The sequence below is a fragment of the Nocardiopsis akebiae genome (genome assembly GCF_018316795.1).
Classification (GTDB): Bacteria; Actinomycetota; Actinomycetes; order Streptosporangiales; family Streptosporangiaceae; genus Nocardiopsis; species Nocardiopsis dassonvillei.
The window spans coordinates 2019637-2046602 of record NZ_CP074132.1; the positions used below are offsets into that span (position 1 = coordinate 2019637).

General features: G+C 73.2%; 28 protein-coding genes and 1 tRNA gene. 10 read left to right on the forward strand and 19 right to left on the reverse strand.

The genetic code is table 11. The annotated features are described in order from the left end of the window. Nucleotides 1-212: 212 nt before the first annotated feature. Nucleotides 213-1034: an enoyl-CoA hydratase-related protein gene (locus tag KGD83_RS08615; protein ID WP_212643306.1), complete on the forward strand. Its 822-nt coding sequence runs from the start codon at nucleotides 213-215 to the stop codon at nucleotides 1032-1034. Nucleotides 1035-1125: 91 nt separating this feature from the next. Further along, complete coding sequence (locus tag KGD83_RS08620) at nucleotides 1126-1779, forward strand: MBL fold metallo-hydrolase (RefSeq protein ID WP_212643307.1); 654 nt, start codon at nucleotides 1126-1128, stop codon at nucleotides 1777-1779. Between the two features lie 5 nt (nucleotides 1780-1784). Here KGD83_RS08620 and KGD83_RS08625 read toward each other — a convergent pair whose 3' ends face one another. The 3 genes from KGD83_RS08625 to KGD83_RS08635 all read right to left on the reverse strand — a co-directional run bounded on the left by KGD83_RS08625 (nucleotide 1785) and on the right by KGD83_RS08635 (nucleotide 5155). Beyond that, on the reverse strand, nucleotides 1785-3854 hold the full coding sequence (locus tag KGD83_RS08625) for a CHAT domain-containing protein (RefSeq protein ID WP_212643308.1): 2070 nt from the start codon (nucleotides 3852-3854) through the stop codon (nucleotides 1785-1787). A 231-nt stretch (nucleotides 3855-4085) separates the two neighbouring features. Further along, nucleotides 4086-4514 (reverse strand): hypothetical protein, encoded by a 429-nt coding sequence (locus KGD83_RS08630; protein WP_212643309.1) that lies wholly within the window; start codon nucleotides 4512-4514, stop codon nucleotides 4086-4088. Further along, the gene (locus KGD83_RS08635; RefSeq protein WP_212643310.1) at nucleotides 4511-5155 is read right to left on the reverse strand and encodes an RNA polymerase sigma factor; all 645 of its coding nucleotides are present in this window, start codon (nucleotides 5153-5155) and stop codon (nucleotides 4511-4513) included. The genes KGD83_RS08630 and KGD83_RS08635 overlap by 4 nt, the downstream gene beginning before the upstream one ends. A 307-nt stretch (nucleotides 5156-5462) precedes the next feature. Here KGD83_RS08635 and KGD83_RS08640 point away from each other — a divergent pair, with 307 nt between their 5' ends. Next, nucleotides 5463-5957, forward strand: a complete 495-nt coding sequence (locus tag KGD83_RS08640; RefSeq protein WP_026114848.1) for a DUF3145 domain-containing protein — start codon at nucleotides 5463-5465, stop codon at nucleotides 5955-5957. 60 nt (nucleotides 5958-6017) lie between these two features. Here the strand turns inward: KGD83_RS08640 and KGD83_RS08645 are convergent, their stop codons facing one another. The 4 genes from KGD83_RS08645 to KGD83_RS08660 form a co-directional block, all read right to left on the reverse strand. Next, nucleotides 6018-6557 (reverse strand): DUF1707 SHOCT-like domain-containing protein, encoded by a 540-nt coding sequence (locus KGD83_RS08645; protein WP_212643311.1) that lies wholly within the window; start codon nucleotides 6555-6557, stop codon nucleotides 6018-6020. A 126-nt stretch (nucleotides 6558-6683) separates the two neighbouring features. Next, nucleotides 6684-7442: a 3'(2'),5'-bisphosphate nucleotidase CysQ family protein gene (locus KGD83_RS08650; protein WP_212644329.1), complete on the reverse strand. Its 759-nt coding sequence runs from the start codon at nucleotides 7440-7442 to the stop codon at nucleotides 6684-6686. 47 nt (nucleotides 7443-7489) lie between these two features. Then, nucleotides 7490-8542 carry an ATP-grasp domain-containing protein gene (locus KGD83_RS08655; RefSeq protein ID WP_212643312.1) on the reverse strand — a complete coding sequence of 351 codons (1053 nt, stop codon included), beginning with the start codon at nucleotides 8540-8542 and terminating at the stop codon, nucleotides 7490-7492. Between the two features lie 289 nt (nucleotides 8543-8831). Then, nucleotides 8832-9362, reverse strand: coding sequence for a YbhB/YbcL family Raf kinase inhibitor-like protein (locus tag KGD83_RS08660; protein ID WP_212643313.1), 531 nt, complete (start codon nucleotides 9360-9362; stop codon nucleotides 8832-8834). A gap of 342 nt (nucleotides 9363-9704) precedes the next feature. On the opposite strand from KGD83_RS08660, the gene KGD83_RS08665 reads away from it, so the two are divergent. The 3 genes from KGD83_RS08665 (at nucleotide 9705) to KGD83_RS08675 (ending at nucleotide 12289) form a co-directional block, all read left to right on the forward strand. Then, nucleotides 9705-10670 carry an LLM class F420-dependent oxidoreductase gene (locus KGD83_RS08665; protein WP_212643314.1) on the forward strand — a complete coding sequence of 322 codons (966 nt, stop codon included), beginning with the start codon at nucleotides 9705-9707 and terminating at the stop codon, nucleotides 10668-10670. A gap of 273 nt (nucleotides 10671-10943) precedes the next feature. Beyond that, nucleotides 10944-11462 carry a VOC family protein gene (locus tag KGD83_RS08670; RefSeq protein ID WP_249352220.1) on the forward strand — a complete coding sequence of 173 codons (519 nt, stop codon included), beginning with the start codon at nucleotides 10944-10946 and terminating at the stop codon, nucleotides 11460-11462. A 17-nt stretch (nucleotides 11463-11479) separates the two neighbouring features. Continuing rightward, nucleotides 11480-12289: a MerR family transcriptional regulator gene (locus KGD83_RS08675; RefSeq protein ID WP_249352222.1), complete on the forward strand. Its 810-nt coding sequence runs from the start codon at nucleotides 11480-11482 to the stop codon at nucleotides 12287-12289. Between the two features lie 22 nt (nucleotides 12290-12311). On the opposite strand, the gene KGD83_RS08680 is transcribed toward KGD83_RS08675, so the two are convergent. Continuing rightward, nucleotides 12312-13640, reverse strand: coding sequence for a PucR family transcriptional regulator (locus tag KGD83_RS08680; RefSeq protein WP_212643316.1), 1329 nt, complete (start codon nucleotides 13638-13640; stop codon nucleotides 12312-12314). A 540-nt stretch (nucleotides 13641-14180) separates the two neighbouring features. Here KGD83_RS08680 and KGD83_RS08685 point away from each other — a divergent pair. Beyond that, nucleotides 14181-14663: a hypothetical protein gene (locus tag KGD83_RS08685; protein ID WP_212643317.1), complete on the forward strand. Its 483-nt coding sequence runs from the start codon at nucleotides 14181-14183 to the stop codon at nucleotides 14661-14663. 31 nt (nucleotides 14664-14694) lie between these two features. Here the strand turns inward: KGD83_RS08685 and KGD83_RS08690 are convergent, their stop codons facing one another. The 8 genes from KGD83_RS08690 to KGD83_RS08725 all read right to left on the reverse strand — a co-directional run bounded on the left by KGD83_RS08690 (nucleotide 14695) and on the right by KGD83_RS08725 (nucleotide 22400). After that, a complete protein-coding gene (locus KGD83_RS08690; RefSeq protein WP_212643318.1) occupies nucleotides 14695-14841 on the reverse strand; it encodes a hypothetical protein in 147 nt (48 codons plus the stop codon). A gap of 35 nt (nucleotides 14842-14876) precedes the next feature. Next, nucleotides 14877-15374: a TetR/AcrR family transcriptional regulator gene (locus tag KGD83_RS08695; protein ID WP_249352223.1), complete on the reverse strand. Its 498-nt coding sequence runs from the start codon at nucleotides 15372-15374 to the stop codon at nucleotides 14877-14879. Nucleotides 15375-15509: 135 nt separating this feature from the next. Further along, entirely contained in the window at nucleotides 15510-16289 is a 780-nt protein-coding gene (gene eda / locus KGD83_RS08700) for a bifunctional 4-hydroxy-2-oxoglutarate aldolase/2-dehydro-3-deoxy-phosphogluconate aldolase (protein WP_212643319.1), read from the reverse strand. Continuing rightward, nucleotides 16286-17740 (reverse strand): mannitol dehydrogenase family protein, encoded by a 1455-nt coding sequence (locus KGD83_RS08705; RefSeq protein WP_212643320.1) that lies wholly within the window; start codon nucleotides 17738-17740, stop codon nucleotides 16286-16288. Before KGD83_RS08705 ends, eda begins: the two co-directional genes overlap by 4 nt. Further along, nucleotides 17737-18702: a PfkB family carbohydrate kinase gene (locus KGD83_RS08710; RefSeq protein ID WP_212643321.1), complete on the reverse strand. Its 966-nt coding sequence runs from the start codon at nucleotides 18700-18702 to the stop codon at nucleotides 17737-17739. The genes KGD83_RS08705 and KGD83_RS08710 overlap by 4 nt, the downstream gene beginning before the upstream one ends. After that, complete coding sequence (manD, locus tag KGD83_RS08715) at nucleotides 18699-19910, reverse strand: D-mannonate dehydratase ManD (protein ID WP_212643322.1); 1212 nt, start codon at nucleotides 19908-19910, stop codon at nucleotides 18699-18701. Before manD ends, KGD83_RS08710 begins: the two co-directional genes overlap by 4 nt. Before the next feature lie 73 nt (nucleotides 19911-19983). Continuing rightward, nucleotides 19984-21021: an L-idonate 5-dehydrogenase gene (locus KGD83_RS08720; protein WP_212643323.1), complete on the reverse strand. Its 1038-nt coding sequence runs from the start codon at nucleotides 21019-21021 to the stop codon at nucleotides 19984-19986. Beyond that, nucleotides 21018-22400: an MFS transporter gene (locus KGD83_RS08725; protein WP_212643324.1), complete on the reverse strand. Its 1383-nt coding sequence runs from the start codon at nucleotides 22398-22400 to the stop codon at nucleotides 21018-21020. The genes KGD83_RS08720 and KGD83_RS08725 overlap by 4 nt, the downstream gene beginning before the upstream one ends. Nucleotides 22401-22525: 125 nt before the next feature. On the opposite strand from KGD83_RS08725, the gene KGD83_RS08730 reads away from it, so the two are divergent. After that, entirely contained in the window at nucleotides 22526-23257 is a 732-nt protein-coding gene (locus KGD83_RS08730) for a GntR family transcriptional regulator (RefSeq protein ID WP_212643325.1), read from the forward strand. Nucleotides 23258-23308: 51 nt separating this feature from the next. Here the strand turns inward: KGD83_RS08730 and KGD83_RS08735 are convergent, their stop codons facing one another. After that, on the reverse strand, nucleotides 23309-23479 hold the full coding sequence (locus KGD83_RS08735) for a hypothetical protein (RefSeq protein WP_212643326.1): 171 nt from the start codon (nucleotides 23477-23479) through the stop codon (nucleotides 23309-23311). Nucleotides 23480-23666: 187 nt separating this feature from the next. Then, nucleotides 23667-23753 (reverse strand) — tRNA-Val (locus KGD83_RS08740). A gap of 173 nt (nucleotides 23754-23926) precedes the next feature. On the opposite strand from KGD83_RS08740, the gene KGD83_RS08745 reads away from it, so the two are divergent. Continuing rightward, complete coding sequence (locus KGD83_RS08745; RefSeq protein ID WP_212643327.1) at nucleotides 23927-24643, forward strand: DUF2637 domain-containing protein; 717 nt, start codon at nucleotides 23927-23929, stop codon at nucleotides 24641-24643. A 433-nt stretch (nucleotides 24644-25076) separates the two neighbouring features. Then, nucleotides 25077-25832 (forward strand): DUF5131 family protein, encoded by a 756-nt coding sequence (locus KGD83_RS08750; protein ID WP_212643328.1) that lies wholly within the window; start codon nucleotides 25077-25079, stop codon nucleotides 25830-25832. Here KGD83_RS08750 and tcmP read toward each other — a convergent pair. Next, nucleotides 25829-26947 (reverse strand): three-Cys-motif partner protein TcmP, encoded by a 1119-nt coding sequence (gene tcmP, locus KGD83_RS08755; protein ID WP_212643329.1) that lies wholly within the window; start codon nucleotides 26945-26947, stop codon nucleotides 25829-25831. The genes KGD83_RS08750 and tcmP overlap by 4 nt on opposite strands. Between the last annotated feature and the right edge of the window lie 19 nt (nucleotides 26948-26966).

Consider the following 26966-nt stretch of genomic DNA (forward strand, 5'->3'; position numbering starts at 1 on the left):
CACCTGTGAGGGGGACTTAACAAGCGGGGTGTACACGGACATGGTGTCGTCGGGGCCCGGTTGTCTAGGGTGGGACCGGATTCGTGCACCACGCCACAGAACCGGACGCGGTCGGCCACGAGCCGGGCGCGTAAGCGCGCCGCGACACGAACACGCGCGCTTCCCCCTCTCCGGCACCCGCGAGTATGGACCCTGAGAAAGGCCCGCCTGCGATGACGCAGCACCCGTCCCCGACCCCCTCGGACGACACGCCCCTGGTACGCCTGGCCGTCGAGCGCTCCATCGCCACGGTCACCCTCGACTCCCCCCGCAACCGCAACGCCCTGTCCGCCCGGCTGCGCGCGCAGCTGTCCGGGGCCCTGGCCGAGGCGGTGGCCGACGACGAGGTACGCGCCATCGTGCTCACCGGCACCGGTCCGGTGTTCTGCGCCGGAGCCGACCTGAAGGAGGTCGGCGCGGCCCTGCGAGGCGCCCCGGTCGAACAGGCGCCCGAACTCCCCGAGATCTTCGAGCAGATCATGGGCGCCCCCAAACCGGTCGTCGCCGTCCTCAACGGCGCCGCCCGCGCCGGGGGCATCGGACTGGTGGCCGCCGCCGACATCGCCCTGGCGCCCAAGAGCGCCACGTTCGCCTTCACCGAGGTGCGCATCGGCGTGGTCCCCGCCGTCATCTCCGTCCCGGTGTCCGCGCGGATGCACTCGCGCCAGCTCAGCCGCTACTTCCTCACCGGCGAGCTGTTCGACGCCTCCGCCGCCGCCAAGGCCGGGCTCCTCACCCAGGCCGTCCCCGACCGCGACATGCCGCACGCCGTGGACGCCATCCTGCAGGGACTGCGGGGTTCGGCGCCGCGCGCGCTCTCGCGCACCAAGGAACTCCTGGGCGAACTGGGAGCGGGCGCGCTGGCGGCCCCCGACCAGCGCAGCGAGGCCTTCGCCCGGATGGGCGAGCTGTCCGCCGAGTTCTTCGCCGGAGAGGACGCCGCCGAGGGCCGCGCCGCCTTCTTCGACAAGCGCGCGCCCCGCTGGGCCAGGTGACCCCGGCCGCGGCGGCCCGTCCGGGCCGCCGCGGCCGCACGCCCGTGCCACCCTGGTGCGTCCGCTCCCGGACGCGGGCCACAATGGTCGGGTGAGCTACTCCGGAGATACCAGGGTCGGCGGCCCCGCCGACCTGCGACGACTACCGCACCTGACCATCACCAAACTGGCCGTCGGCCCGATGGACAACAACGCCTACCTGCTGCGCTGCCAGGGCACCGGCGAGGCCGTCCTCATCGACGCCGCGGCCGAGCCCGACCGCATCCTGGAGCTGATCGGCGAGGAGGGCCTGGCCCGGGTGGTCACCACCCACCGCCACCAGGACCACTGGCAGGCCCTAGCCGAGGTCGTGGGCCAGACCGGGGCGCGCACGGTCGCCCACCCCGACGACGGCGACGAGCTCCCGGTCTCCGTGGACGAGCCCGTCGTGCACGGGTCGCGCGTCCCGGTCGGGGAGTGCCACCTCACCGTCATCCACCTGCGCGGGCACACGCCCGGGTCCATCGCCCTGCGCTACGACGACCCCGAGGGCCACACCCACCTGTTCACGGGTGACTCCCTCTTCCCGGGAGGCGTCGGCCGCACCTGGTCCGACGACGACTTCCGCGTCTTGTTCGCGGACGTGGAGGAGCGCCTGTTCGGGGTGCTGGCCGACGACACCTGGGTCTACCCCGGGCACGGACGCGACACCACCCTGGGCGCCGAGCGTCCGCACCTGGGGGAGTGGCGCGAGCGCGGCTGGTAGCGGACTCAGGCGCCGAAGCAGCAGAACCCCGCCCGCCCGAGGTGGACAGCCACCGCCTCGGGCGCGGGGACGCCCGCGGCGAGCGCGCGGTGGAACAGGCGCATGGCCCCGACGGTCCCCGTGTCCCTGACGGGAACGGGGCTGGCCACCACCGTGCGGACCCCGGCCGCGAGCAGCGCGCCGGTGAACCCGAGCGGAGCCCCGGCGCGGTCCGCGAAGCCCCGGCCGCTCCAACAGGTCGACAGCACCACCGTGTCCGGGACATCGGGCAGCCCGGCCAGGTCGCAGGCGAGCAGCGGCCCGTCGCCCAGGCCGACCGAGGCGAGCATGGGCGAGCGTCCGGGGACGCGCCCGTGCCCCGCCAGGTGGACCAGGTCGGCCCGGCCGAGGGCGGCCAGGACGTCGGAGCGCAGGGCCCGGTCTGCGCGGAGCACGCGCGCCCCCGGGTACACGTCGGCCAGCGCGGCGACCTCGCGCGCCGCCCCGTCCGGTTCGGGCGCCGCCACCAGCAGCACCCGCTCCGGCGGACGGGGCGCGGGGGCCCCGGAGCGGGTCCGGTCCAGCCAGAACCCGGCGCCGGGCACCAGGTTCAGCGGACGGCCCCGCAGCGCGGGGAGCATGCCCCAGGGGGGATCGCCGAGGTAGGAGTCTCCGGCCACGACCAGCGGGCGGTCGCCGACCAGAGCCAGCAGCGGTTCGAGGAGGACGCGGGCGGCGCCGTCGGCCGCCTCCCGCGCCTCGCACGCGTCCTGCGCGAACGCCACCGGGTGGACGAACCGGGCCATCGCACGGGCCACACGCGGGAGCGGCCCCAGGGCGCGGGCGTGGACACGTCCGGCCGCGGCCACGAGCGCGACGGCCTCCCCGTCAGCCCGCGTGTACCGCACGAAGGCTTGGTCGCTCAGGCGTTCCAGCAGCGCATCCGCCACGGGTGAGGGCGCGGGGGCGCGGCGTGCCCCCGCGGCCTCGTGGTGCGCCTGCCAGCGGGCCGACTCCAGGCGTCGGACCAGGGCGTGCGGCTCGCGACCGCGGATCAGCGCCGTACGGTAGCGGTCGGCCAGCGAGGCCGTCGCCGGTGTGCGTACGCCGGGGCCGGGGACGTGGGGCGCGGCCCGGGTCCGGGCCAGTTCCGCCCACTCCAGGGCGGTGGCCGCCTCCCCGTCGCGCAGGGCGCTCTCCAGGCCCGCGCGGACGACGTGGGGGTCGCTCACCGCGCCCGCCAGCCAGGGGCCCGGCGCCAGGCGCGGGTGCGCGTCCAGGGTGTCCAGGGCCAGGTGGGCGGCGCCCCTCCCCGACGGCCGCGGCGCGGCCAGGGGAGCGCGGACGGCCAGGGCGTTCCTGGCCCGGGTCACGGGGGAGGCCGTCCGGCCCTCGCGCAGCGCCATCCTCTCCAGGCGTGTGGCCAACCGGTACCACAGCGAGCCCGTGCCGAAGGAGTGCCGCACCCGGCGGGTGAGCTCGACCGTGTGGCGGTGGTCGCCCCGCAGCAGCCACAGCTTGGCCTCCACCAGCAGGGCGTTGGCCGACGAGCCCCCGACCCAGGGGCCGTCCGCGAGCGCCGTCGCCGCCTCCTCCACCAGGCCCTCGGCGAGCAGCGCCTCGGCCAGGTCCACGTGCAGCGCCTCACGGCGTTGGGAGGGCAGCCGGTCGGTCAGGCCGTGGAAGGCGGCGATGGCCGCGGGTGCGTCGCCCCGGTAGAGGCTGAGACAGCCCAGGTTCTGGTCGATGACCAGGCCCATCAGCGGCAGTCGGCGCTCCTGTGCCAGGGACCGGGCCTCGCGCAGGTGTTCCTCGGCCTGCGGGAAGCGGCCGCACAGCGTCTGCGCCAGGCCCAGGTTGAGCAGGACGCCGGGCATCACCGTCGCGGACTCGGCCACCGGGTGGCCGCGCAGGCGCCGGTGGGCCTCGTCCAGCAGGGCCGCGGTCTGCTCGAACATGCCGCCCTGCGCCAACCGGATCCCGTGGCTCACGCGGGCGAGCAGGGATCTGCCGGACCGCAGCGCGTGGTGGTCCGGGCAAGCGGCGGAGAGGGGGGACTCGGGGGAGACGGGGGAGGGCTGGGCGCGCAGGGACACGTCCGGTGCCTTTCACCGAGGGGGCGGGCCGCACACAGTGATAGCAGCGAGGGGAGGGCGCACGGGAGGGGTCGCGTCCGCCTGCGCGCAACTCGGCTCACGCGAACCCGGACGAAGCCGGTCGAAGGGCCACCATCGGGAGCCGGTTCGTGTCTGCCTGCAACCAGGGTTCGGCCTTCCCCGTTTCTGTGACGGATGGGATCACCGGCCGCTGGCCCGGTGGCCGGGCGGTCAGACGGTGAACCATCCGGTCACCACCGCGGGGCGTCCCGTTCTGAGCAGCGCCAGGCTTATCGGGCCGCGGGCCAGGCCGGACAGCGCGAACCCGCCGTTCTCGCCGATCCGCAGCTCCGCCCCCGAACCCGGGCGGCGCACGCGCAGGAGCGCGTGGTCGTACTCCCCGCTGGCCAGCCCCGACAGCGAGCGCAGCCCACCGTGGGCGTGGACCCGCACGTCCAGGGTCAGGTCGCCGTGCTCGAAGCGCAGGGAGGTGACCAGCGCGCCTTCGGCCTCCCCCTCCGCCGCGCGCAGCACCTCGCCCGCCGGAGACCTCTCCCCGGTCAGGGCCGCCACGTCGGCGCCGTCGTCGCCGCGGTCGAAGGCGGCCAGGGCGGCGGCGCGCCCCGCCAGGGCCGGTGCCGGATCGTCGTGGTCGCTCATGTGGGTTCCTCCAGGAGGCGGCGGAGTCTGCGGAGCATACGGCGGCGCTGGTTCGCGGCGGTCCGGGGATGGACCCGGCCGTCGGAGGTCCCCGGGTCGCACGGGGCCGGGGGCACGGGAAGCCCCGCGGCCCCGTCGAGGTAGCGCAGGGCGGCCCGCCGCTCTCCGGGATCGGTGAGCCGCCGGATCGCGCGGTGCAGCTCCTCGTGCTCCTCCTTGCGCAGGTACTGCGCCTCGGGCCCCGCGTCCTGGGAGAGGGCGTCCCGCCGGGCGAGGCTCTGGGGGTCGACCGGATGGTCCCGGGCGCTGTGGCGGCGCTGTCGGCCGCAGGCGTCGTGGGCGACCCTGCGCAGCCAGCCGCGGAGCCGTTCGGGGGAGTGCAGGCGAGGCAGCTGCTGGTTGAGGGTGAGCCACACCGTCTGCACCGCGTCCTCCCGGTCCGGTACGGACAGGCGGTAGGAGCGCGCGATCGCGTTCACGACCGGCAGGTGCCGGTCCACGATGGCCTCCCACGCCCTGTGCTCGCCCCGGCAGGCGCCCCGTACGAGCTCGGCGTCGCTGGGGGCGGCGTCGGTTCCGCCGGCGTCCCGGTCCGGATTGGGCCCGGCTGTATCACCGCCGGTTGTGGCCGGAACCGGCAAGGGTGGGGGTGCTTCCTCCCCGGAAAAGGTCGAAAGTACGGTTTGAGGAGGTGCCTGGGTGTCATGGATGTCCTCGTGCGACTGGTCTGGCACACCCGCCCCCACTATGATCGGACTCCCGCTCGCCGGGGCTCACGCTAGCTTTTGGGGCTTCCGGAGGTGGGGAGAACGCTGGAAAAAGCAAAGTGAGCGCTGGTTCTCAGGGTGCCCTTGGGGCACAATGGGGCAAAAGTATTCAGGCGGGTATGCAACCTTCTCGTGGTACGAGGGCGTCGGGGAAGCGCACTCGTTCGTATCAGGAGGTTCGGTGTCCGCACGTGGCGTCTTGTACGTCCACTCCGCGCCAGCGGCGCTGTGCCCACACGTCGAGTGGGCGGTCGCGGGCGTCGTTGGAGTACCCGTGAAACTCGACTGGGTCGCCCAACCGGCGGCACCCGGCAACCACCGCGCCGAGCTCAACTGGCAGGGGAAGCCGGGCACCGCGGGCTCGGTCGCCTCGGCGCTGAACACGTGGCAGCGCCTGCGGTTCGAGGTGACCGAGGAGGGGTCGCCCGGCTGCGACGGCGTGCGCTACAGCTACACGCCGTCCCTCGGTATGTTCACCGCCCTCACCAGCGCGGCGGGCGAGGTCCTCGTGCCCGAGGGCCGACTGCGCCTGGCCGTGGAGCGGGCCGCGGCCGACGGTACCGAGCTGGCCGCCGAGATCGAACGCCTCACCGGCCGCGCCTGGGACGAGGAACTGGAACCCTTCCGCTACGCGGGCGACGGCGCCCCGGTGCGCTGGCTGCACGCCGCGGGCTGACCCCTCCCGCCGCGCCCGAGGCGTCGGCAGCACACGCGAGGGGAGGGGGAGGGCGCCGCGTCAGGGCGGCTCCCCCTCGCTGGGCCAGATGGCGGAGGCGAGCAGGACCGCGGCCCAGATGCCCAGCGGCACAAGCGGCCAGTAGGGCACGAGCTCGCCGCCCATCAGGCTGACCACGCCCCACACGCTCGTCAGGATCACCGCCACACCCGTCCACCAGCGCCACTCGTCGCCCCACTCGCGCCAGGGGGCGCCCAGGAGCGACAGGTCGTCCGCGCCGGGGGGTTCGCGGCCGTCCCGGGGGCCGCGCCCGGATCCCGGACCGGCGCGGGCCGCCCCGGAGAGGGGGTCCGACAGCGGATCGGCGCCGTGCCGCGCGTCCGGGGCCCCGTGCACCGCGGACATGGACACCGGCAGGTCCTCGGTCAGCGGGCGCAGTTCGCCGAGCAGCACCGCGCCCAGCGCCAGACCGACCCGGCGGTCGTACTCCTCGTGGTCCAGACGGCCCTCGACGAACGCGGTGGTGAGGCGGTCCACCGTGAGGTCGCGTTCGGCGTCCGAGGCGCGCATCCGGTGCAGCGGCAGGCCTTCGTCCTCCACTTCCCACCCCCAAGACGCGAGTTGGTGACCACACGATACGCGCCGCACCCGGCGTGGAAAAGGGATGCACGGAAAGTGAGTCGGCGCCCTCGGTCCACGGCCCCGGGGCGGCTTCCGGGCGCGTTCTCAGGAGCCCAGCCAGCCCGAGACGGCCCGGCACACCGCGGGGTCGGCGGCGCCCACCAGCCCGGTGTGCTCGTAGGGCCCCCGGTAGTCGAACGGGCTTCCGTCCAGCCGGGTGACCAGGCCGCCCACCTCCTCCAGGACCAGGGCGGGCGCCGCCACGTCCCAGTCGCGCACCGGCACGTCCTTGACGAACAGGTGCGCGGAACCCTCGGCGACCAGGCACAGCTTCAGCGAGATGCTGCCGCTCTCCAGGTACCCGCCGTAGCCGAAGCGGTCGCCGACCCGGCTGGCGATTCCCTCCGGCCGCGGGGTGTTGTCGGTGAGCACGCCCCGTCCCGGCGGCGCGGGCCGCGGGGGCGGCAGGAGGCGTCCGTCCCGGCACGCGCCCCGGCCGCGCACGGCCGTGTAGAGGGTCGCGGTCTCGGGGGCGAACACGGCGGCCGCCTCCGGCCTCCCCCCGTTCACCAGCGCGACCTGCGTGACGTACCCGGGGAACCCGTGGACGTAGCTGGCTGTCCCGTCGACGGGGTCGATCAGCCAGTACCGGTGCGGCCGCTCGCCGCGCAGCGACTCGGGGTCCTCCTCGCTGACCACCGGGATCAGGCCGTCGATCGCGGTGAGCCGCTCGGACAGGGCCCGGTGCGCCATGGCGTCGGCCCGGGCCTTGAACTGGCTGCCCTCCCACACCCCGCTGCGCGCGTCCGCGTCGGAGCGCCACTCCCGCAACAGGCCGCCGACCTCCACGACCGCCGACGCCATCGCCTCGACCAGCGGGCGCGCCTCGGCTGTCCCCGTCACGGAGCCTGTCAACGCACACGCACCGGAACGACCGGGACCGGTCCCGTGCCGCCCGGGGACAGCTGCCGGGGCAGTTCCGCGCCGGCCGCTGGGGCGGGGGAGATGCCGTGGGAGGTGAACTCCGCCTCGCTGACGAACTCGTCCGTCCACCGCCGCACCATCGCCACCCCCTCGCGCCAGTCGTCCTCCAGGCGGGGCCCGTCCGCGACGGCCTGCCGCAGCAGCCCCGTGATCTCGTCGACCCCGGCCGCCGCGGTGAGCGAGGCCGTGGAGGAGAAGCGCGGGTTGATCTCGAAGATCCTCGGCCTGCCGTCCGCGTCCAGGCACAGCTGCACGTTGAAGGGGCCGTCGGCGCGCAGCGCGGACTGGACCGCCCGGCAGGCGCGGCCCACCTCGCGGTGGTGCCGGGTCACCGCGTACCTGGTCACGCCCTGCTTGAGGACGACTTCCTTGGGCACCACGGCCTGGACCGCGCCGTCCCGCCACACCACCACGGACACCGTGTACTCGGGGCCGCCGACCAGCTCCTGGACGATCAGCTCGTCCGCCGCGTAGCCGCCCTCGGACACCACCCGCGCCATGTCGCGGACCGAGTCGATGACCGCCACCCCGCGGCTCCCGCGTCCGCAGCGCGGTTTGACGATGAGGCCGCCGGGCGCGGAGTCCGCGGCGCCGCTCGGCCACTCCGAGGCCAACCAGGTGCGCGGCACGCCGATCCCGGCCTCCTCCAGCTCGCGCATCAGCACGTACTTGTCCAGGCAGGTGGTGACGAAGTCCAGCCGGGGCAGCAGCACCTCCACGCCGTCCTTGGCGAGCTCGCCCACCCTGACGAGTTCCTCGTCGACCAGGGGGATGACCGCGACGGCACCCTCGTCCGCGCACAGCGTCCGCATCCTGGGCAGGAAGGCCTCGCTGTCGCCAGGCGGCACCAGGTACCCCCGGTCGGCCAGGTACAGGCCCGGCGCGGAGGGGTCCACGTCGGTCGCCACCACGCGGAAACCCTGTTCGCGCAGGTGGAGGATGGTCCCGGGTGTGGGCGCCGACCCCGCTGTCGTGACCACGACGGTTGGTTTGCTCGCAGGCTGTTGTGGCACCGGTCGAACCCTTTCCGACGTGGACGGCGGACTGGGGGGATGCCTACAGAGCCTAGACCTCGGGGTGCCCGATATCCCGGAAGTGGCCGAATCCGGTTGTCAGGACAACCGAAGGGACCCCCTGCGCGTGTGCCCCCGACCCCGGGAGGAGGGGCCGAGGGCGGGCTGCGCGGCACGGACGCACACGGCCCGCCCTCGACGCGTCGCGCGACTCGCGGACCCGGTGCCGGCCCGGGCCCCGCGCCGCCCGCGCGGGCTACTCCACCTCGTAGACCGGGGTGATCATCGCGCGGCCCAGCGCGTGCGAGAACAGGTTGAAGCCGAGGAAGGCCGGGCTGGCCGACTCGTCCACATCCAGGCGGGGCACGTCCACCGCGTGCACCACGAAGAAGTACCGGTGCGGGCCGTGACCGGCGGGCGGTGCCGCGCCGACGTAGCGGTGTCCGCCCGCGTCGTTGCGCAGGGTGACCGCCGCCTCGGGGAGGCCAGAGCCGTCCCCCGCGCCCGCGGCCAGTTCGGTGACGTCGGCCGGGATGTTGGCCACCGACCAGTGCCAGAAGCCGCTGGCGGTGGGGGCGTCCGGGTCGAAGCAGGTGACGGCGAAGCTGCGCGTCCCCTCGGGAAAGCCGCTCCAGGACAGGTGCGGTGAGACGTCCCCGCCTCCGGCGCCCATGATCCCGCTGACCTGGGCCTGGGGCAGGGTCCGTCCGTCGGCGACGTCGTTGCTGGTGACGGTGAACGACGCGACCTGGGGCAGGAAGTCGTAGGGGGAGGGTGGCGTGGCCACGAAGGGGCCTCCTTCGTTCGTCTGGGATGCGCTCGTACGGTCCGGCCGGGGGCGCCCGCCGTCGGCGGGGCTCCGGTCCGGGCCCTACGAACATACGCCCCGGCGGGCACGCGCGTCCCGGCGGCGGCACGCCGTGTCGGAGGGCGGCGTCGGTGCGCCGGTCCGGAGCGGTGCGGTGCGCCGGGCGGGAGGGGTGTGCTCCGCCGAGCCCCGAGGGGCGCGGTGCGCGGCTGCCGGCGGCGAAGGGGGGAGGCGCCCCGAGACAACAGACCGACCGGGCGGTACGGTGCTGCCAGCACGGAACGAGAACCGGATTCGGTTCCACACCGACAGGGAGTCGCCATGACCACTCGCTGGGGCATCACCATCCCGCTGGAGGGGGTCCCGCTCTCCGAGCAGCGGACCCTCGTCGAGCGGCTGCCGGATCTGGGCTACACCGACGTCTGGTCGGCCGAGGCCAACGGCACCGACGCCTTCACACCCCTCGCCCTGGCCAGTGTGTGGGCCCCCCGGCTCCGCCTGGGCACCGCGATCGTGCCCGCCTACACGCGCGGTCCGGCCACCCTGGCGATGAGCGCCGCCGCCCTGGCCGCCGCCGCGCCGGGCCGCTTCGCCCTGGGCGTCGGCACCTCCTCCAACGTGATCGTGGAGCGGTGGAACTCCATCCCCTTCGAGGAGCCGTACAAGAAGGTGCGCGACACCGTGCGCTTCCTCCGCGCCGCGCTCACCGGCGCGAAGGTCAAGGAGGACTACGACACCTTCAGCGTCAACGGCTTCACGCTCGGCGCGGTCCCCGAGCAGGTGCCCCCGCTGCTGGTGGCGGCGCTGCGGCCGGGCATGCTCCGCCTCGCCGGACGCGAGGGCGACGGAGCCGTCGTCAACTGGCTCTCGCCGGAGGACGTGCGCACGGTGGCGCCCTATGTGCGCCGGTACGGCGAGGACAAGGAGGTGGTCGCGCGGATCTTCGCCGTTCCCGACGCCGACCCGGACACCGCCCGGGGGATCGGCCGCTGGGCGATCTCGGCCTACCTCAACGTCCCCGTCTACCGGGCGTTCCACGAGTGGCTGGGCCGCGAGGAGCTCACCCCGATGTGGAAGGCGTGGGACGAGGGGGACCGCAGGGGCGCGCTGGCCGCGATCCCGGACTCGGTGGTGGACGAGCTCATCGTGCACGGCCCCGCCGAGTACTGCCGCGAGCGGATCCGGGCCTACGCCGACAACGGGGTGACCACACCGGTCGTCGCGCCGATCGGCCCGCCGAACGCGGACCCGGCCGCGGTGGTGCGGGCGCTGGCGCCGCGGGGCTGAGGGGAGGGGCGCGGGCAGCACGAAGCGGGAGGGCCCTGGGAACCCCCGCTTACCACGCTAGTCCTCGGCGGAACGGTCGGGGAAGGCCGACCTCTCGCCTGTGGACAACCGCCGGGCCGCCCCCGCGAGCGGTGGCGGGTGCCCGCGCGCCCGTCACCCGCTGCGTCCGGGCGGGGCCGGTGGCTCGGCCGACGGCGGCGGCGCGGCCCGATGCCGTCGAGTCCACGGATCGGGCTTGACCCTCACGCCGCGTGAGGCGGGACGGTGGACCGCATGAGCGATTTCTTCAGCGCGTTCGAGACGGGACCCGTGTCCGAGCGTGGACCGGGGGCGGTAGCGCCAGAGGTGTTCCGCGGTATCTACGCGATGCCGGTGTTCGTGACGGTTCCGACGCCGGACCTGGCGGCGTCGACGGACTTCTGGGTACGGGGGTTCGGCTTCGTCGAACTGTTCGGCATCCCGGGGCAGGTGGTCCACCTGCGCCGGTGGGCGTTCCAGGACGTCCTGCTCGTTCCCGCGGCGGCCGGTGCCGAACCGGCCGAAGCGCCGGCGATGAGCGTGAGCTTCCTGTGCGTGCTGAGCGAGGTCGATCCGCTCGTCGAGGCGTGTTCGGACCTAGTGCCGGGCGGTGTGGCGGGGCCACGGGACACGCCGTGGCGCACCCGCGACGTCGAGGTGACCACTCCCGAGGGCGTGCGGGTCGTCTTCACCGCGGCGCAGGAGTTCGACCCCGACAGCCAGGAGGCGCGCGATCTCGCCGCGGTCGGCATCGTCGCCCCGGGAACGGCGTAGGGGCCACAATGGTGTTCATGGCCGAACGCGAGCGCTGTACCGCTGAAGGCCTCACGGTGGGTGCGGCCGCCGGACTGGTGGGGGTGACCGTCCGCACGCTTCATCACTGGGACGAGGTCGGCTTGGCGTCGCCGTCCGCGCGCACCGCCGCCGGATACCGCCAGTACACCGACGCCGACCTGCGACGACTGCGTCGGATCGTCGCGTACCGGGAGGCCGGTCTCGGTCTGGACGCGGTGCGTCGGGTCCTCGACGACCGGACGGCGGAGATCGGTGCCACCTTGCGTGAGCAGCGTGCCCGGCTCGCCGAGCGCATCGAGGGCCTGCGACGGCTCGACGAGCGCCTGGAAAGGATGACAGAGGCCCACGAGCGGGGGATCCTCCTCGACGACGAGGCCCAGTCGGAGGTCTTCGGGGCGGACTGGGACGCCCGCCGGTCCCGCGAGGCCCGCACGGTGTGGGGGGACTCCGAGCAGTGGGCGCAGTTCGCCGAGCGGTCCGCCTCTCGCACGCGGGAGCAGTGGCGGTCGCTCTCCTCGGCGATGTCCGCGTTGCAGCGCGACCTGGGCGACGCCCTCGAACGGGGTGTCGTTCCGGGCAGCCCGGAAGCGGACGCGCTCATCGAACGCCACCGCGAAGTGTTCTCCGACTTCTTCCCGCTCACACGTCAGATGCAGGTGTGCCTGGGGAGGATGTTCGAGTCCGACCCCGGTTTCTCCGCCCACTACGACGGAATCCGGTCCGGGCTGGCCTCGTGGTTCCGGCGGAGCGTCGACGAGTGCGCACGCCACCACGGGATCGACCCGGACACAGCCGCCTGGCGGTGATCCCGTGGCGCGGAGACCCCCGTCACCCGACCTCCGGCCACACCGGACCCTCCTCCAGGGGACCGAGCAGACGGCGTGCCCGCAGGACCAGTTCCAGTTCGAAACGCTCTCCGGGCTCGCGCAGCCGTTCGCCGAACAGCTCCTCCAGCCGGCGCAGCCGGTAGCGCACGGTCTGGGGGTGGATGCGCAGCCGCTCGGCTGCCTCGTTGGCGTTGAGCCCCGACTCCAGCCAGGCCAGCAGGGTGTCGGCCATCCGCTCCCGCTGCGGCGGACGCAGCAGCGCCAGCGGGGCGAGCCGGGACCGCGTCATCTCCGCGACCAGCCCGGGGTCGCGCGAGAGCAGCAGCGCGGGCAGGTGGTCGTCCCAGCGCACCACGCCCCCGCCCGGCACCACGCCGGTGCGCACGAGTTCCGCCAGGTCCCGGGCACGGGCCAGCGACAGCGGTGCCCGGTCCAGGGGCACGCTCGGACCCAGCACCGCGCAGGACCCGCGCAGCGAGCGTTCCAGCGACCGCAGCCGCCCCGGCCCCTCGGGGTCGGGCACCACCGCGCACGGCTCCACGCGGTCCAGGCCCACGAGCACGTCCGACGGAAGTGCGGTGAGGTGCGAGAACTCCTCCGCCGAGGCCGACAGCGCGTCCGCCCGGGCCACCGAGACCGGGCCGCTCGTGCCGCCCGGGCAGCCCGGGACCGCCGTCGCGCCGTCCCTGCCCCGGTACAGCAGCGCTACCGCCACCCGCTCCGGCAGCCGCCACCGGGCGGCCCGGGCCAGCGCGGGCACGGCCTCCGCCTCCCGCCGCGCGCCCGTCCCGGCCAGCAGCACCTCCAACAACCGGGCGCGGCGCCTGCGCAGCGCCTCCAACCCGGCGCCGCGCACCCGCGCGTGGCCCTCGGCCGCGGCGGTCGAGACCTCCTCCTGGAACGCGAAGATCGCCTCTCCCAGCACCGCCATGTGGTCGCGGGTGAGCGCGTCCGCGTCGGCCAGCCGCCGCCACGCCACGGCCGCCGCCGTGCGCATCCCCGTGTGCAGGCACTCCAGGGTGCGCCCGTGCCGGGCCTCGTCCGCGCCGAAGGCCCGGAACTCGGCGGCCAGCGCGTCCACGTGTCCGGGGGAGCGGCCGCCGCCCTCCACCCGGTCCAGGAAGGCGCGCAGACCGGCTTCGACCGTCCGCCGCAGGCCCTCGGCGTCGGCGGGCTCCAAGGGCGCGGCGTGGAACTCCGCCCGGAGCCGGATGCCCTCCAGGGCCTCCTCCGCCAGCGACGGCACCAGCGGGCGCAGCCGGGTGCCCAGCTCCGGGGGGATACGGGTGAACGGGTCCGTCGGACGGCTCTCCCGCAGGGGGTAGGTCATGTCACCTCCGGCGCGGACGCACGGCGGAGCCGCCCGTGGCACGCCCGCGCGTGCTCTGTGCGCCAGAAAGTCCGGGGCGGTTCCGTCGGGAGGGGACCGCGTTCCCATATCACCAGAGGCCCGCCCCCGCCGACAACCCCTGTGTCCGTCCCGGGTCGGGCTTCTGGTGATGGTGTGAGGCCTGCCCCTGTCGACGACCCCTGTGTCCGTCCCGGGTCGGGCTTCTGGTGATGGTGTGAGGCCTGCCCCTGTCGACGACCCCTGTGTCCGTCCCGGGTCGGGCTTCTGGTGATGGTGTGGGGCCTGCCCCTGTCGACGACCCCTGTGTCCGTCCCGGGTCGGGCTTCTGGTGATGGTGTGGGGCCTGCCCCTGTCGACGACCCCTGTGTCCGTCCCGGGTCGGGCTTCTGGTGATGGTCGGAAGCCCTTCCGCCCGGACGGCCCCGGGTCGATCCCGGCCGCTCGGACACCGCTGGTCACGCGGCGGTCCGATACGGTAACAATGGTGCGACGCCACCGCCCCCTCGAAAGGCGCCCGCCATGAGACGACTTCCGCTGTCCGCTCCGCTACTGGCCCTGCTCCTCGCCGCCACCGCCTGCTCCGGCGAGGAGGCCCCGGAGGAGACCGCGGGGCAGGCCGAGGAGAGCGCCGTCGCGGTGGACCCGGACGCCGAGACCCACGTGCGGCGCGCCGCGCAGGGCTTCCTCGCCTCCCTCATGGCCGCCGACGGCGAGGCGGGCTGCGCGCTGATGGACGAGGCCGCCCGCACGGTGGTGGCCGACGAGCACGGGGCCGAGGACTGCCCGGCGGCCTTCCCGCTCTACGCCGAGTCGCTCCGGGGCGGTGAGGGCATCGAGGTCGGCGAGGTCACCATGGACACCGACCTGGAGGGGGAGGTCCCCATCGCCACGGTCGCCCTGGTCTACCCCGGCGAGGACCACGGGCCCCTGGAGATGCGCCGAGACTCCGACGACCAGTGGGTGGCCACCCGCCTGCCGGCCACCTCCCCGGGCGGAGCCTGAGGCCGCCCGGGTCCGCGGCACCGCGCCCGGCTCAGCTGAAGAACGCGTAGCCGAGGACCATGCCCACGACCACGACCACCACGGCCGACAGCGGCCACAGCCACTGGGCGATCCTCTCTCCAGCCGAGGGCATCCGCCCGTACTCGCTCCGTCTTTCGGTCTCTCTCGCGCTGTTCACACCGTCCGGCTTACCAGACGGCGGCCCCGGCGGGGTCACGGCTCGCCCGGCCGGTCGGCGCAGGCCCGCGCGCAGGCGTCGACCTGCTGCTGGATCAGGGGCGCGTACAGCTCCGGCAGCTCCTCCCGGGACGTCTCCTCCTCCGGGAACACGCCCAGGACGCGGACGCCCTCGGCGAGACCGGGCATCTGGCAGGAGACGGCGCTGGCGTAGCGTCGTCCGGGGGTGGTGTCCCCGAGCAGGGCGCCCACGCTGTCCAGGAGATTCGCGCGCACCTCCGCGCGGGAGCGGTCGGGGTCGGGGGACTCGCGCACGTGGGCGGTGGTGGCCAGCCAGCCCTCCGGCGCGCCGTGCTCACGGCGGGCGAGGACCTTGCGCACCAGGGCGCGGCCGATGGCGGAGCGGGGCAGGTCCAGTTCGGCCAGGGGGAGGTCGTGCGGCACCACCTCTTTGAAGAGTTCGGCCTTGCTGCCGTGGTGCTTGATAACCAGGGCGGGGGAGACCCCCGCGGCGGCGATGCCGCGGACGGTCACCCCCCTTGCGGCCGTGCTCGAAGAAGAGCCGCCGCGCCGCGGCCATGTCCCTGTCGGTGTTCAAGCCCCGGGGACGCGTCCGCAGGCGCCACCCGCGTGCCCGCACCGGCGAGCCGGGCACTCAGCGGGTCCCGGTCACGCGCCCGTAGGGCCCGGACCGACGTGCGGTGGCGCGGAGCCGGGGCGGCCGTCCCCGCCAGTTCCCGCGCCCAGGCGCACCGCCGCAGCGGCCAGCCCGGTGATCCGCGCCCAGTCCCCCGCCCGGACCGCGTCCCCGGGGGTCAGCCAGCTCCCCCCGACGCACGCCACGTTGTCCAGGGCCAGGTAGTCGGCGGCCGTGGCGGCCGTGATCCCGCCCGTGGGGCAGAACACCACGTCGGGGACCGGGCCCGCCACCGAGCGCAGGAACGGGGTTCCCGGAACCGACGCGGGGAAGAGCTTCTGCGCGAGCATCCCCGCCTCGCGGGCTGCCAGCACCTCACTGACGGTGGCCACCCCCGGCAGGGCCGGAACCCCGATCGCGACCAGGTGGCGCAGCATCCGGTCCGTGGTGCCGGGCGTGACCAGGAAGCGCGCCCCGGCCTCCGCGGCCTCGTCGGCCCGGCGGGGGGTGAGCACGGTCCCCGCGCCCACCACCATGTCCGGCACGTCCTCCGCGATCGCCCGGACCGCCTCCAGGGCACCGGGCGTGCGCAGGGTGACCTCCACGACGCCCACACCGCCCGCCAGTAGCGCCTCCGCCAGGGGGACCGCGCGTCCGGGGGAGTCCACCGTCACCACGGGCACGACCGGTGACAGCGCCAGTACGGCCCCGATGCCGCCGCTCCCGCCGTCCCCCTCGCTCAGGCCGCTCCTCCCGGCCACGCCGTTCCCGCTGTCCGTGCCGCGTACGTCGTCCCTGCCGCCCGCGTTCACGAAGCGACCTCGGCCGCCAGCGCGCCGCCCCCGGCGGACACGACCCCGTACCAGTGGACCAGCAGCTCGGTGAACACCGGATGGGACGCCAGGTCCCCGGGGAAGACCTCCGAGCGCAGCAGCGCGGCGACCACCTCCCGCGCCCCGCCGCCCCCGGGCAGCAGCGCGCGCAGGGAGTCGGCCAGCGGGTCCTCCAGTCCGGGACCGGCCGTGGCGACGTGGTGCATCCACGCCGCCACCACCAGGGCGCTCCACCGCGGCTCGCCGCCCCCGGCCAGCACGTCCCGGACCGTGGGCACGACGCGGGGCCCGAGCTTCTGGGAGCCGTCGGCCCCGACCTTGGCGGTGGTGTGGCCCAGCGCGGGGTTGGCGAACCGGCGCAGCACCGACGCGGCGTAGGCTCCGCCGTCCAAGCCCTCGGGCAGGGTGAGCGAGGGCAGAACCTCCTCGTGGACGAGTCGGCGCGCCGCCGTCGCCACGGCGTCGTCGGCGGCGCACTCGGCGATCGTCGTGTGCCCCACGGACAGGCCGAGATAGGCGAGCAGGGAGTGGCTGGCGTTGAGCACGCGCAGCTTGGCCGCCTCCCAGGGCCGCACGTCGTCGGTGATCGTGGCCCCGGCCGCCTCCCACCGCGGGCGCGGACCGGCGAAGCGGTCCTGGATCACCCACTGGTGGAAGGGCTCGGCGACCACGGCCGCCTCGTCGCGCAGGCCCAGCTCCGCCTCGACCGCGTCCAGGTCCGCCGCCGTGGTGGCCGGGACGATCCGGTCCACCATCGTGTTCGGGAAGGCCGCGTGCTCCTGGACCCAGGACCTCAGCCGCTCGCCCTCCGCGCCCGGCAGGGCTTCGGCGAAGTCGGCGACCAGCGCGGCCGTCAGCTCGCCGTTGTCGGGCAGGTTGTCGCAGGACAGCACGGTCACCGGACCGGCGTCCCGGAGCTGGCGGAGCTGGAGGCCGCGCGCTACCTGTCCCACCGGCGTGAGCGGCGGGCCGCCGTCCAGGTCGGCGCGCACACGGGGGTCGCCGGTGTCCAGGCGCCCCGTGACCGGGTGCGCCATGTACCCCTTCTCCGTGACCGTGAGGGTGACCACCCGGGTGTCGGGGTGGGCGATGCGCTCCGCCACCGCCCACGGGTCGGCCGGGCCGGACAGGGTCTCGCGGACGGAGGAGACCACCCGCACGGGGCGGGCGCCCTCACCGCGTTCGGTGACCGTGAACAGGCCGTCCTGCGGGGCCAACTGCTCCCACACCCGGGCCGAGCGCCCGGTCACCGCGCTGATGCCCCATCCGGTCTCGCCCGCGGCGAGCATGGCCTCCTCGGTCAGGACCGCGCCGTGGGCCCGGTAGAACGCGCCGATCCCGAGGTGGACCACCCCGGTGCGCAGGTCGGCGCGGTCCAGAGCGGTGGTGCGCCCCGCGGCCCGCAGCGCCGCCAGGTCCAGCCGGGTCATCGAGTCGCCTCCTTCTCACCCCGCGCGTGCGCGCGGGTCTCTTCCAGGGTCGGCAGGAAACCGGTTCCGCCGCGCCCGCCCACGCTCAGACTGGCCGCGGCGGCCGCCAGGCGCGCGGCCTCCACGAGGGGGTCGCCCAGGGTCAGGCGCGCGGTCAGGGTACCCACGAACACGTCCCCCGCGCCGGTCTGGTCCAGGACCCGGGGAGCGGGGACCGCGTCGATCCAGGACTCCTCCCGCGGCGTGGCCAGGTGGACGCCGCGCGACCCGCAGGTCACCGCGACGTTGCGGGCGCCCGCATCCAGGAGGCGGCGGGCCGCCTCAGCCGGGGTGGCGCTGTCCAGCAGGGCGGAGGTCTCGCCGGGGTGGGAGGGGGTCACCAGGAAGGCGTGCCGGGCCAGCTCCGCGAGGGTCGCGGCGCCCTCCTCCCGCGAGGCCAGCCGCGGCCGGTGGTTGGGGTCGAACACGAACCTGCGGGCCAGGCGCGCCGCGGCCACGACCGCCCGGCGCGCGCTGTCGGAGACCGCGCAGGCGATGCCGCCCGCCACGACCGCACCCGCCGCGCCGACCGCCTCCTCGTCCAGGTCCTCCGGGGACAGGGTAGAGCCCACGCTCTGGGCGCGCGCGTAGGAGAAGGCGCGCTCGCCCTCGGGGTCGCTGTGAACCAGGTACACGCCCTGCTGCCCCGGACGGAAACGCAGCATGCCGGTGGACACGCCCAGCTCCGCGACGCGGTCGGCGGCCGCCCGCCCGAGCTCGTCGTCGGTCAGCACGGCGGCCAGGCCGACCCTGGCCCCGGCCCGGGACGCCGCCGCGGCGACGTTCAGCGCGTCGCCCGAGACGCCGAGCCTGGCCGGGACCCCGTGCGCGACGGGGGCGTCGGTGGCCACCTCCAGCAGGACCTCGCCCAGGACCACGACGTCCAGCGGCCCGCTCTCATCCCTCAGTCCGTGCGTGCTCACCAGTCGTGCACCGTTCCGTCGAGCCGCCGGTTGACCGGCAGGTACCTGGGTTCGTAGGGGTGGCGGGCCGCGGCCTCCTCGTCGAACTCCACGCCCAGGCCCGGGGCGTCGCCGGGGTGCATGTACCCGTCCGAGAAGGAGTAGGAGGTGCGGAAGACCTCCGCGTAGGGGCCGGTGTGGCCCATGTGCTCCTGGATGCCGAAGTTGGGGATGGCCAGGTCGAGGTGGAGCGCCGCGGCCATGGCGACCGGCGACAGGTCACCGGCACCGTGCGAGCCCGAGCGCACCCCGTACAGCTCCGCGAGCGAGAACACGCGGCGCAGGTGGGTGATGCCGCCGGTGTGCGACACCGAGGCGCGGACGTAGTCGATGAGCCGCTCGGTGATGAGCTGCTGGCAGTCCCAGATCGAGTTGAACACCTCGCCCACCGCCACGGGGGTGGTGGTGTGCCGGCGCAGGATCCGGAACGCGGACTGGTCCTCGGCCGGGGTCGGGTCCTCCATCCAGAACAGCCGGTACGGTTCGAGCGCCGCGCCCAGGCGGCCCGCCTCGATCGGGGTGAGCCGGTGGTGCACGTCGTGCAGCAGGTGCACGCCGTAGCCGAACTGCTCGCGGACGTGGGCGATCATGGTCGGCGCGAAGTCCAGGTAGGCCGGGGTGTCCCAGGTGTCCTCCTGGGGCCGGTTGCCGCTGGCGGGCTCGTACACCCGGCCGTCCGCCGGGGCGATCCCGTAGGTCTTGTCGAGTCCGGGGACCGCTGCCTGGACCCGGATCGCCCGGTAGCCCAGGTCCAGGTGGCGCTGGAAGTCCTCGGAGAGCCCGTCCAGCGACGTGCCGCTGGCGTGCCCGTAGACCAGGACGCCCTCGCGCGAGGCCCCGCCCAGGAGCTGGTAGAGGGGCATGCCCGCGGACTTGCCCTTGATGTCCCACAGCGCCACGTCCACGGCGGCGATCGCGGTCATCGTCACCGGGCCGCGGCGCCAGTAGGCGCCCTTGTACAGGTACTGCCAGGTGTCCTCGATCCGCCGCGCGTCGCGTCCGACGAGCAGCGGGCACACGTGGTCGCGCAGGTAGGAGGCGACCGCGAGTTCGCGGCCGTTGAGCGTGGCGTCGCCGATGCCGGTGACGCCGTCCTCGGTCTCGACCACCAGGGTGACGTAGTTGCGGCCGGGCGAGGACACGACGACACGCGCGTCGGTGATCTTCACGGAATGCCCTTTCTGGGATGGAGGGGGAGGCGCCCGCTCCCGGTCGGGGAGCGCGGGACGCCCGCGGCGCGGCTCAGGCGAAGCGCAGCATGACCTTGCTGCTGCCGGAGGCGGGATCGGCCGCCGTCCGCATCGCCTCGTGCGCCTCCCCGACGGGGAAGGAGTGGGTCATGAGCGGGGTGACGTCCAGGCCCGCGGCCATCGCGGCCAGGGCGTCGTCGATCTCCTCTGCGAAGCGGTAGGAGCCGATCCAGGTGACCTCCCTGGTGACGAGCTCGCCCAGCGCCGCCGGGGCCTGCGTTCCGGGCAGGTTGCCCACCTGGACGAGGGTTCCGCCGCGCGCGGTCGCGCTCAGGACCCCGCCGAGGGCGGCCGGGGCGCCGGAGGCCTCGAAGACCAGCTCGGCGTCCTCGGGCAGCGCGTCCCCGCGCGAGAGGTCGCGCGTGTCGTCGGCGCCCATCGCCCGGGCCACCTCCAGCGGGGCGCGCCCGAGGTCGGCGACGGTGATCCGGGCCGCCCCGGCGTGTCGGAGCGCGGCGACGACGAGCGAGCCGATCGGCCCCGCGCCGTTGACGAACACGTCCCGGCCCGCGACACCCCCCACGGCGCCCGACGCGCGGTTGACGGCGTGGCAGGCCACGGCGAGCGGTTCGGCCAGCGCCCCGCTGCGGGTGTCCACCCCCTCGGGCAGGGGGCGCAGCTGCCGGGCCGCGACCTTCTTCAGGTCGCAGAAACCGCCGTCGGTGTGCGGGGAGAACGCGGCCGACCCGAAGTAGCGCACCCTCGGGTAGAGGTTGGTGCGCCCGGCCAGCCGCTCCGGCATGCGCCCGTCGCCGACCAGCTCGGCCGGGTGCACGGTGACGGGCAGCCCCTCCTCGACGCCGGTCACGCCCGGGCCCACCCGGGCGACGCGTCCGGCGATCTCGTGGCCGAGCACGAGGGGGTCGCGCAGCACGGCAGTGCCCGAGCGGCCGTGGCGCCAGTAGGCCAGGTCGGACCCGCAGACGCCGCCCCACTCCACGGCGACGACGACCTCCCCCTCGCCGGGGACGGGGTCGGGGAGCTCGTCGACGCGCAGGTCTCCGGCTCCGTGGACGGTCACGGCCCTCATACGGCGTCCTCCAGGCGGACCAGGTCGCGTCCGCGCACCTCGGGGGACAGGTAGGCGGAGGCGAGGGTGATCAGGGAGTAGGTGATGATCATCGCCGACAGCGGCCACCAGGAGCCGGTCGCGGCGGTGAGCGTGGCGGCCAGCACCGGGCCGATCGCGGTGGCCAGGACGCCGCCGATCTCCTTGGCCAGGGCCAGCTGGGTGAACCGGGTGCGCGCCCCGAACAGCTCGGCCATGGTGACGCTCTCCACGGAGAACAGGCCCAGGACCGACAGGTTGAGCCCGACGACCATCGCGACGGTCACGAGCACGGTGTCGCCGGTCTCGATCATCAGCATCATGGGCACGGCGAACAGCATGCTCGCCACGGTCAGGAAGAGGTAGACGGGGCGGCGTCCGAAGCGGTCGCCGAGCACGCCGACCAGGGGGACGGTGACGAAGCCGAGCAGGGAGCCGTAGACGATCGCGGACGTGCCGACCGCGTCGTTGAGCAGCAGGTTGGCGCTGAGGTAGCCGACCAGGAAGGTCTGGACGATGCCGGAGTTGCCCGCCTGGCCGAAGCGCAGGCCGAGGGCGAGCAGGAACGCGCGGCCCTTGCGCTGGCGCAGGGCGGTCTCCAGGCCGCTCCTGTCCTCCTCGACCGCGGCGGCGGCCAGCTCGCTTCGGGACATGGCCACACCGTCGACGATGTCCTCGCGCTGCTCGAAGACCGGGCTCTCCTTGACGGAGAGGCGGATCCACAGCGCCAGGAGCAGCAGCAGGAAGCTCGCCAGGAAGGGGAGGCGCCAGCCCCAGGTCAGGAGCTGCTCCTCGGAGAGCGCGAACACCAGCACCGCCCAGATCGCGGAGGCGCCCAGGGTGCCGGAGTTGGTGCCCAGGCACACCAGGGAGGCGATGAACCCGCGTCGTCTCGCCGGGGCGTACTCGGCCAGCATCACGGTGGCGCCCGCGATCTCGGCGCCCGCGCCGAAGCCCTGGACCAGTCGCAGCCCCACGAGCAGGATCGGGGCGAGCAGGCCCACCTGCTGGTAGGTGGGCAGGGCGCCGATCAGGGTGGTGGAGACTCCCATCAGGGCGACGGTGATGAACAGGACCTTCTTGGGGCCGAGGCGGTCGCCCATGCGGCCGAAGTAGACCGCCCCGACGAGCCGGGCGACGTACCCGACGCCGTAGGTGCCCATCGCCGCGATCAGGCCGACCGCGGGGTTGAGGTCGGGGAAGAAGATCTGGTTGAACACCAGGGCGGCGGCCAGGGAGTAGAGCTGGAAGTCCATGAACTCCATGGCGGTCCCCAGCCACCCGGACACGGAGGCCTTGGTGAGGTCCCGGGTGCTGCGCTCCCCCTGTCCGGCTGGCGCGGGGGGTGCCTGTTCGGTCATCGGCCGGTCCTTTGTGAAGGGCTTCCACCTGCGAAGAAGTATCGGGGAAACCGTACGTGAACATGATGGCAACTGACATACAAGCACTGCCATACCAGTGGCGTCAATGCCGGTAGACTCCCCTCATGGCCGACCAGACCCGGTCCGGGGGACCCCTGCTGTCCGCGCGGGACCGCACCCTGGACACCATCCGCCGCGCGATCATCACCCTGGAGCTCAAGCCGGGCACGCCGCTGTCGGAGAACGAGCTCGCCACCGAGCTCGCCGTGAGCCGGACGCCCGTGCGCGAGAGCCTCATCCTGCTGCGCGAGGAGGGGCTGGTGGAGGTCTACCCCCAGGTCGGCACGTTCGTCTCACTCGTGGACCCCGAGCGCGTCCGGCAGGCGCAGTTCATCCGGGAGGCGGTGGAGTGCACCTCCCTCGCCCAGGCCCGGCCCCCCTTCTCGGCCGACCACGTCGGCGACCTGCGCGTCCTGCTCGGCGCGCAGCGGGAGGCGGGCGGCGGCGCCGACCACGACCGCTTCTTCGAGCTCGACGAGGAGTTCCACCGCTCGCTGCTGGCGCTGGCGGGCAACGAGAGCGCCTGGCGGACGGTGAACGCGGCCAAGGCCCACCTGGACCGGGCCCGGCGGCTGAGCCTGATCGACACGCGCCCGATCGGGGAGCTGGTGGAACAGCACACGCTGGTCGTGGACGCGATCGAGGCCGGGGACACCGGGACCGCGGTGGAGGCGCTGCGCTCCCACCTGCGGGCGGTGTTCGAGGACGTCGGACGGATCCGGGACGCGTCACCGGAGTTCTTCTCGGACGGGCAGCCCCGCCGTCCCGTCCGCAGGACCGTGACCTCGCTGAGGTAGTCCCTGCGCCGGGGCGGACGCCGGTCGCGCGGTCTCGGCGGGCCCGCGGCCCTAGCGGCGCCCGCGCTTCCAGCCCGAACCGTAGCCCCCCGCGTGCAGCGCGAGGAACAGCAGCCCGGCGAGGGCGAGGGTCGTGGTGGTGACCAGGTCCTGGATGTTCTCGCCGAGCAGCTCCAGCAGCAGGGCGAGTCCGAACAGGACGGCGGCGATGGTGGCGAACACGGTTGCCTCCGGGGGTCGGGGTGGTGTTCGTCTACCCTCCGTGCGCGCGTGTAACCAAGCTGGTGTCCCGGTCGCGCCCGTGGCCGGGCCCCGGAGGTCGGGTGTCTGGGGTCGTCTTCCGGGGGGAATGACGAAGCGGCCCTGCTGGTGCGCGGTGGCGCGCGAGCAGGGCCGCTCCGGAGTGAAGTGGGCGATACAGGATTCGAACCTGTGACCTCTACCGTGTCAAGGTAGTTCCGGCTCCGCAGCGACCTGCGCCGATGAGCATTCGCCCAGGTCGGAGGGTTCCGTTGAGGGATCTTCGCGGCGGTTGGGAGCCGTTGGGAGAGGTTCGCGTCTCCCAGAAATCTCCCAGTGCGGGGTGGGAGACGGGTGTCTCCCACCCCGCCCGGCAAGGTGTTTTCGGCCCTGTGAAGGTTCCTCGGTCACCGGGAAAGGGTGATCGGGATGGAGTCCTCCCGCTGGTCACGATGGGTCACCATCGCGGCTGTTCTGCTGCTCGCGGGCATCGCCGCGGTGGTGTCCTACTCGCACATGTACGAACTCGCGCTGCGCCACGGTGAGCCGGAGTGGCGCGCGGCCCTGTTCCCGCTGTCGGTCGACGGCATGATCGTGGGCGCGTCGATGACGCTGCTGAGCGATGCCCGCCACGGTCGGAAGGGCAGCCTGCTGCCCTGGACACTGCTGATCGTCGGCTCCGGCGCGTCCCTGGCCGCCAACGTCGCGGTCGCCGACCCCACGATGTGGTCGCGGATCATCCACGCCTGGCCGAGCTTTGCGCTCATCGGTGCGTACGAGTTGCTCATGCGGGAGTTCCGCGCAACCGCTCGGAGCGTACGCACTGCGTCCGCAGCCCATGAGCAGGCCATGAAACCGATGTCGGGGGTGAAGAGCCAAGTAGCCCAAGGCCCAACCGTCTCGGGTGCTTCGAAAGCCACCGGTCTCCAGGCTGTGCATGGTAGGGATGCCGAGACCACCGCAGGACCCGCCCTGTCACCGTTTCAAGACCGAGCTTGGCAATGGGCGTTGGAACAGCAGCGAGAGACAGGAGAGCTGCCGAGTGGTCGAGAGATCGCGTCCCACTTCGACCGCAAGGAACGTTGGGGGAGGCTGGTCAAGCAGCGAGGACTGCGAGGAGGAGGCCTCCTCGCCCAAGCCGGGTGAGAACCCTTCCCCAGGCTGGTGGAGATCCGCCGCATGACACGAGGCTTCTCAGCACGTCGCAAAGTCGTGCTTTGGTAACCACCGGATTAACTGTTCGTCTGCTAGCTGCACTGTCCGCGTTCTTGTGCTCTTGGGGCGTCGCTCTGCTGGTATGGAAACAACGAAAGCCATCCAGACAAAGGTGGACTCTGGGAGACTGGGTAGTGGCTGTGGGCAACAGCCTCGCGGGCAGCCATCGACCGGACAGTGGAAACCGACGAGGGGTGACGCATTGCGAGAGACCTGTGTAACCATCTTTCTGGGGTCCTTTGCAACAGGCATCACCTGTTGTTAATGTACGGACAGTTGTTCGAATCAAACCTTGCTCATACTGACTGACCGGCCCGCAGCTGGGGTCGCTTGCCCTTATCCGTCTTTGAAAGCTGGTGCCGCTGTGGCAGAACGAAGCTCGATCGAGTGGACCGAAGCCACCTGGAACCCCACCACCGGCTGCGACCGTGTCGCCTCTGGCTGCGACAACTGTTATGCCCTCACCCTGGCCAAACGTCTCAAGGCCATGGGTGCGGAGAAGTACCAAAACGACGGCGACCCACGCACCTCAGGCCCCGGGTTTGACGTGACCATCCACCCGCGAGCTTTGGACATCCCACGCAAATGGAAGAGCCCGCGTCTGGTCTTTGTCAACTCGATGAGCGACCTGTTCCACGCTCGGGTACCCAAGGACTTCATCACCCAGGTCTTCGCCGTGATGGCCGAGACACCCCAGCACACCTACCAGATCCTCACTAAACGCTCTCTGCGCCTGGCCCGCCTCGCTGATCAACTGCCTTGGCCGCCCAACGTCTGGATGGGGGTCTCAGTGGAATCGGCTGATGTGCTCGAACGTGTCGACCACTTGCGCCGAGTTCCTGCGGCCGTACGGTTCTTGTCGTGCGAGCCGCTGCTCGGGCCGTTGCCAGAGCTGAACTTGTCTGGCATCGACTGGGTGATCGCCGGTGGGGAGAGCGGTCGCGGTCACCGTCCCATGCATGTCGACTGGGTGCGCCAGATCCGTGACGCTTGCCAGCAGAGCTCCACCGCCTTCTTTTTCAAGCAGTGGGGCGGACGTACCCCCAAGGCCAATGGGCGCCTCCTCGACGGGCGTACCTGGGATGAGAAGCCGCAGTCTTCCGTGTTGGCCAAAGGCTAGCCGTAGGCCTCGGCATCACGAATGTCACCGGGGGAATAGAAGCGCACCCGGCACCCCTCCGGCCATGGCGTGCGAGCCGTGATCGGTTCGATACGCATCGCCAGTCCCCGCTGGGCGAGTCGGTCCAATACCTGGCGCAGGTGCCTGTCGACATACCGGTGCTCAGCTGCCTCCCGGGACAGCTGGGACCAGGTCCGTTCAGTGCCGGCATGGGCTTCGAGTGCGGCCTCCAGAGCGTCTACCACAGGGGAGTCAGCGAACAGGGTGTCAGCGGCTGCGGTGTCGGCCGAGGCACTGCGCCCGGTGTAGCTGTCCAGTTTCCAGCCGACCGGATTCCAGCACCTGAGCCCGGCTTCACTGTGGGTGGCCATGACCAGATGGTAGACCTCGGTGGTGTTGCTGACACGGACACCGAAGCTGCCCGTGAACAGGCCGAGCTGCTTCAAGCCCTCCTCGTAGGCCGAGGCGAAGGCAGCCTTCCTCGGGCCGTCCCCTGACACGGTCACTGCCGACTTCCAGTGCTCCCCACCGAAGCAGCGGTCCATGGTCCTGCCGTATCCGTCTTTTTCGCAGAACCGGTGCATGTACCCCGTGAAGAGGGTGAGGATGACTTCGTCCCGCCGGTTCTTGAGGCATCGGCGAACCAACTCGAAGGGAGCGTCCCTGATCTTGAACGGGTCGATGATCCACAGTACCGGGCATCCTGGACTGCTGCGCCGCGCGAGCGTGGACAGGTACTCCTGTTGTTCGGTGAAGACCCCGGGTGGCTGGATCATGACATTCAGGTTCGCGTCATGGGGAAGCTTGGCGAACTGCCGGTGCAGCTCCTCGACACGATCGTCTCGCTCTTCCAGGCATATCAGGTCGAGCTTGTTGAACCTCGGGCGCGAGCTGTGCTCCAGATAGGCCTTGGCAGCCAGGATAGGCGACCCCGGGGCTCCGTCTTCGTATATCCCCGGACCAGAAAATGCGTCTACGATAGTCGCCTTCGGGAACCTCTGCAGAATCTTCGCCATCCAGCAGTCCATATATTTGCGGTAGACGAGATGCTTTACCTGCAAGTGCGGATCGCTGGACCAAATCGTTTTGCTATTGAGCTCTTCCGATCGCTTCAACCCGAGCTCCTTGCGACTC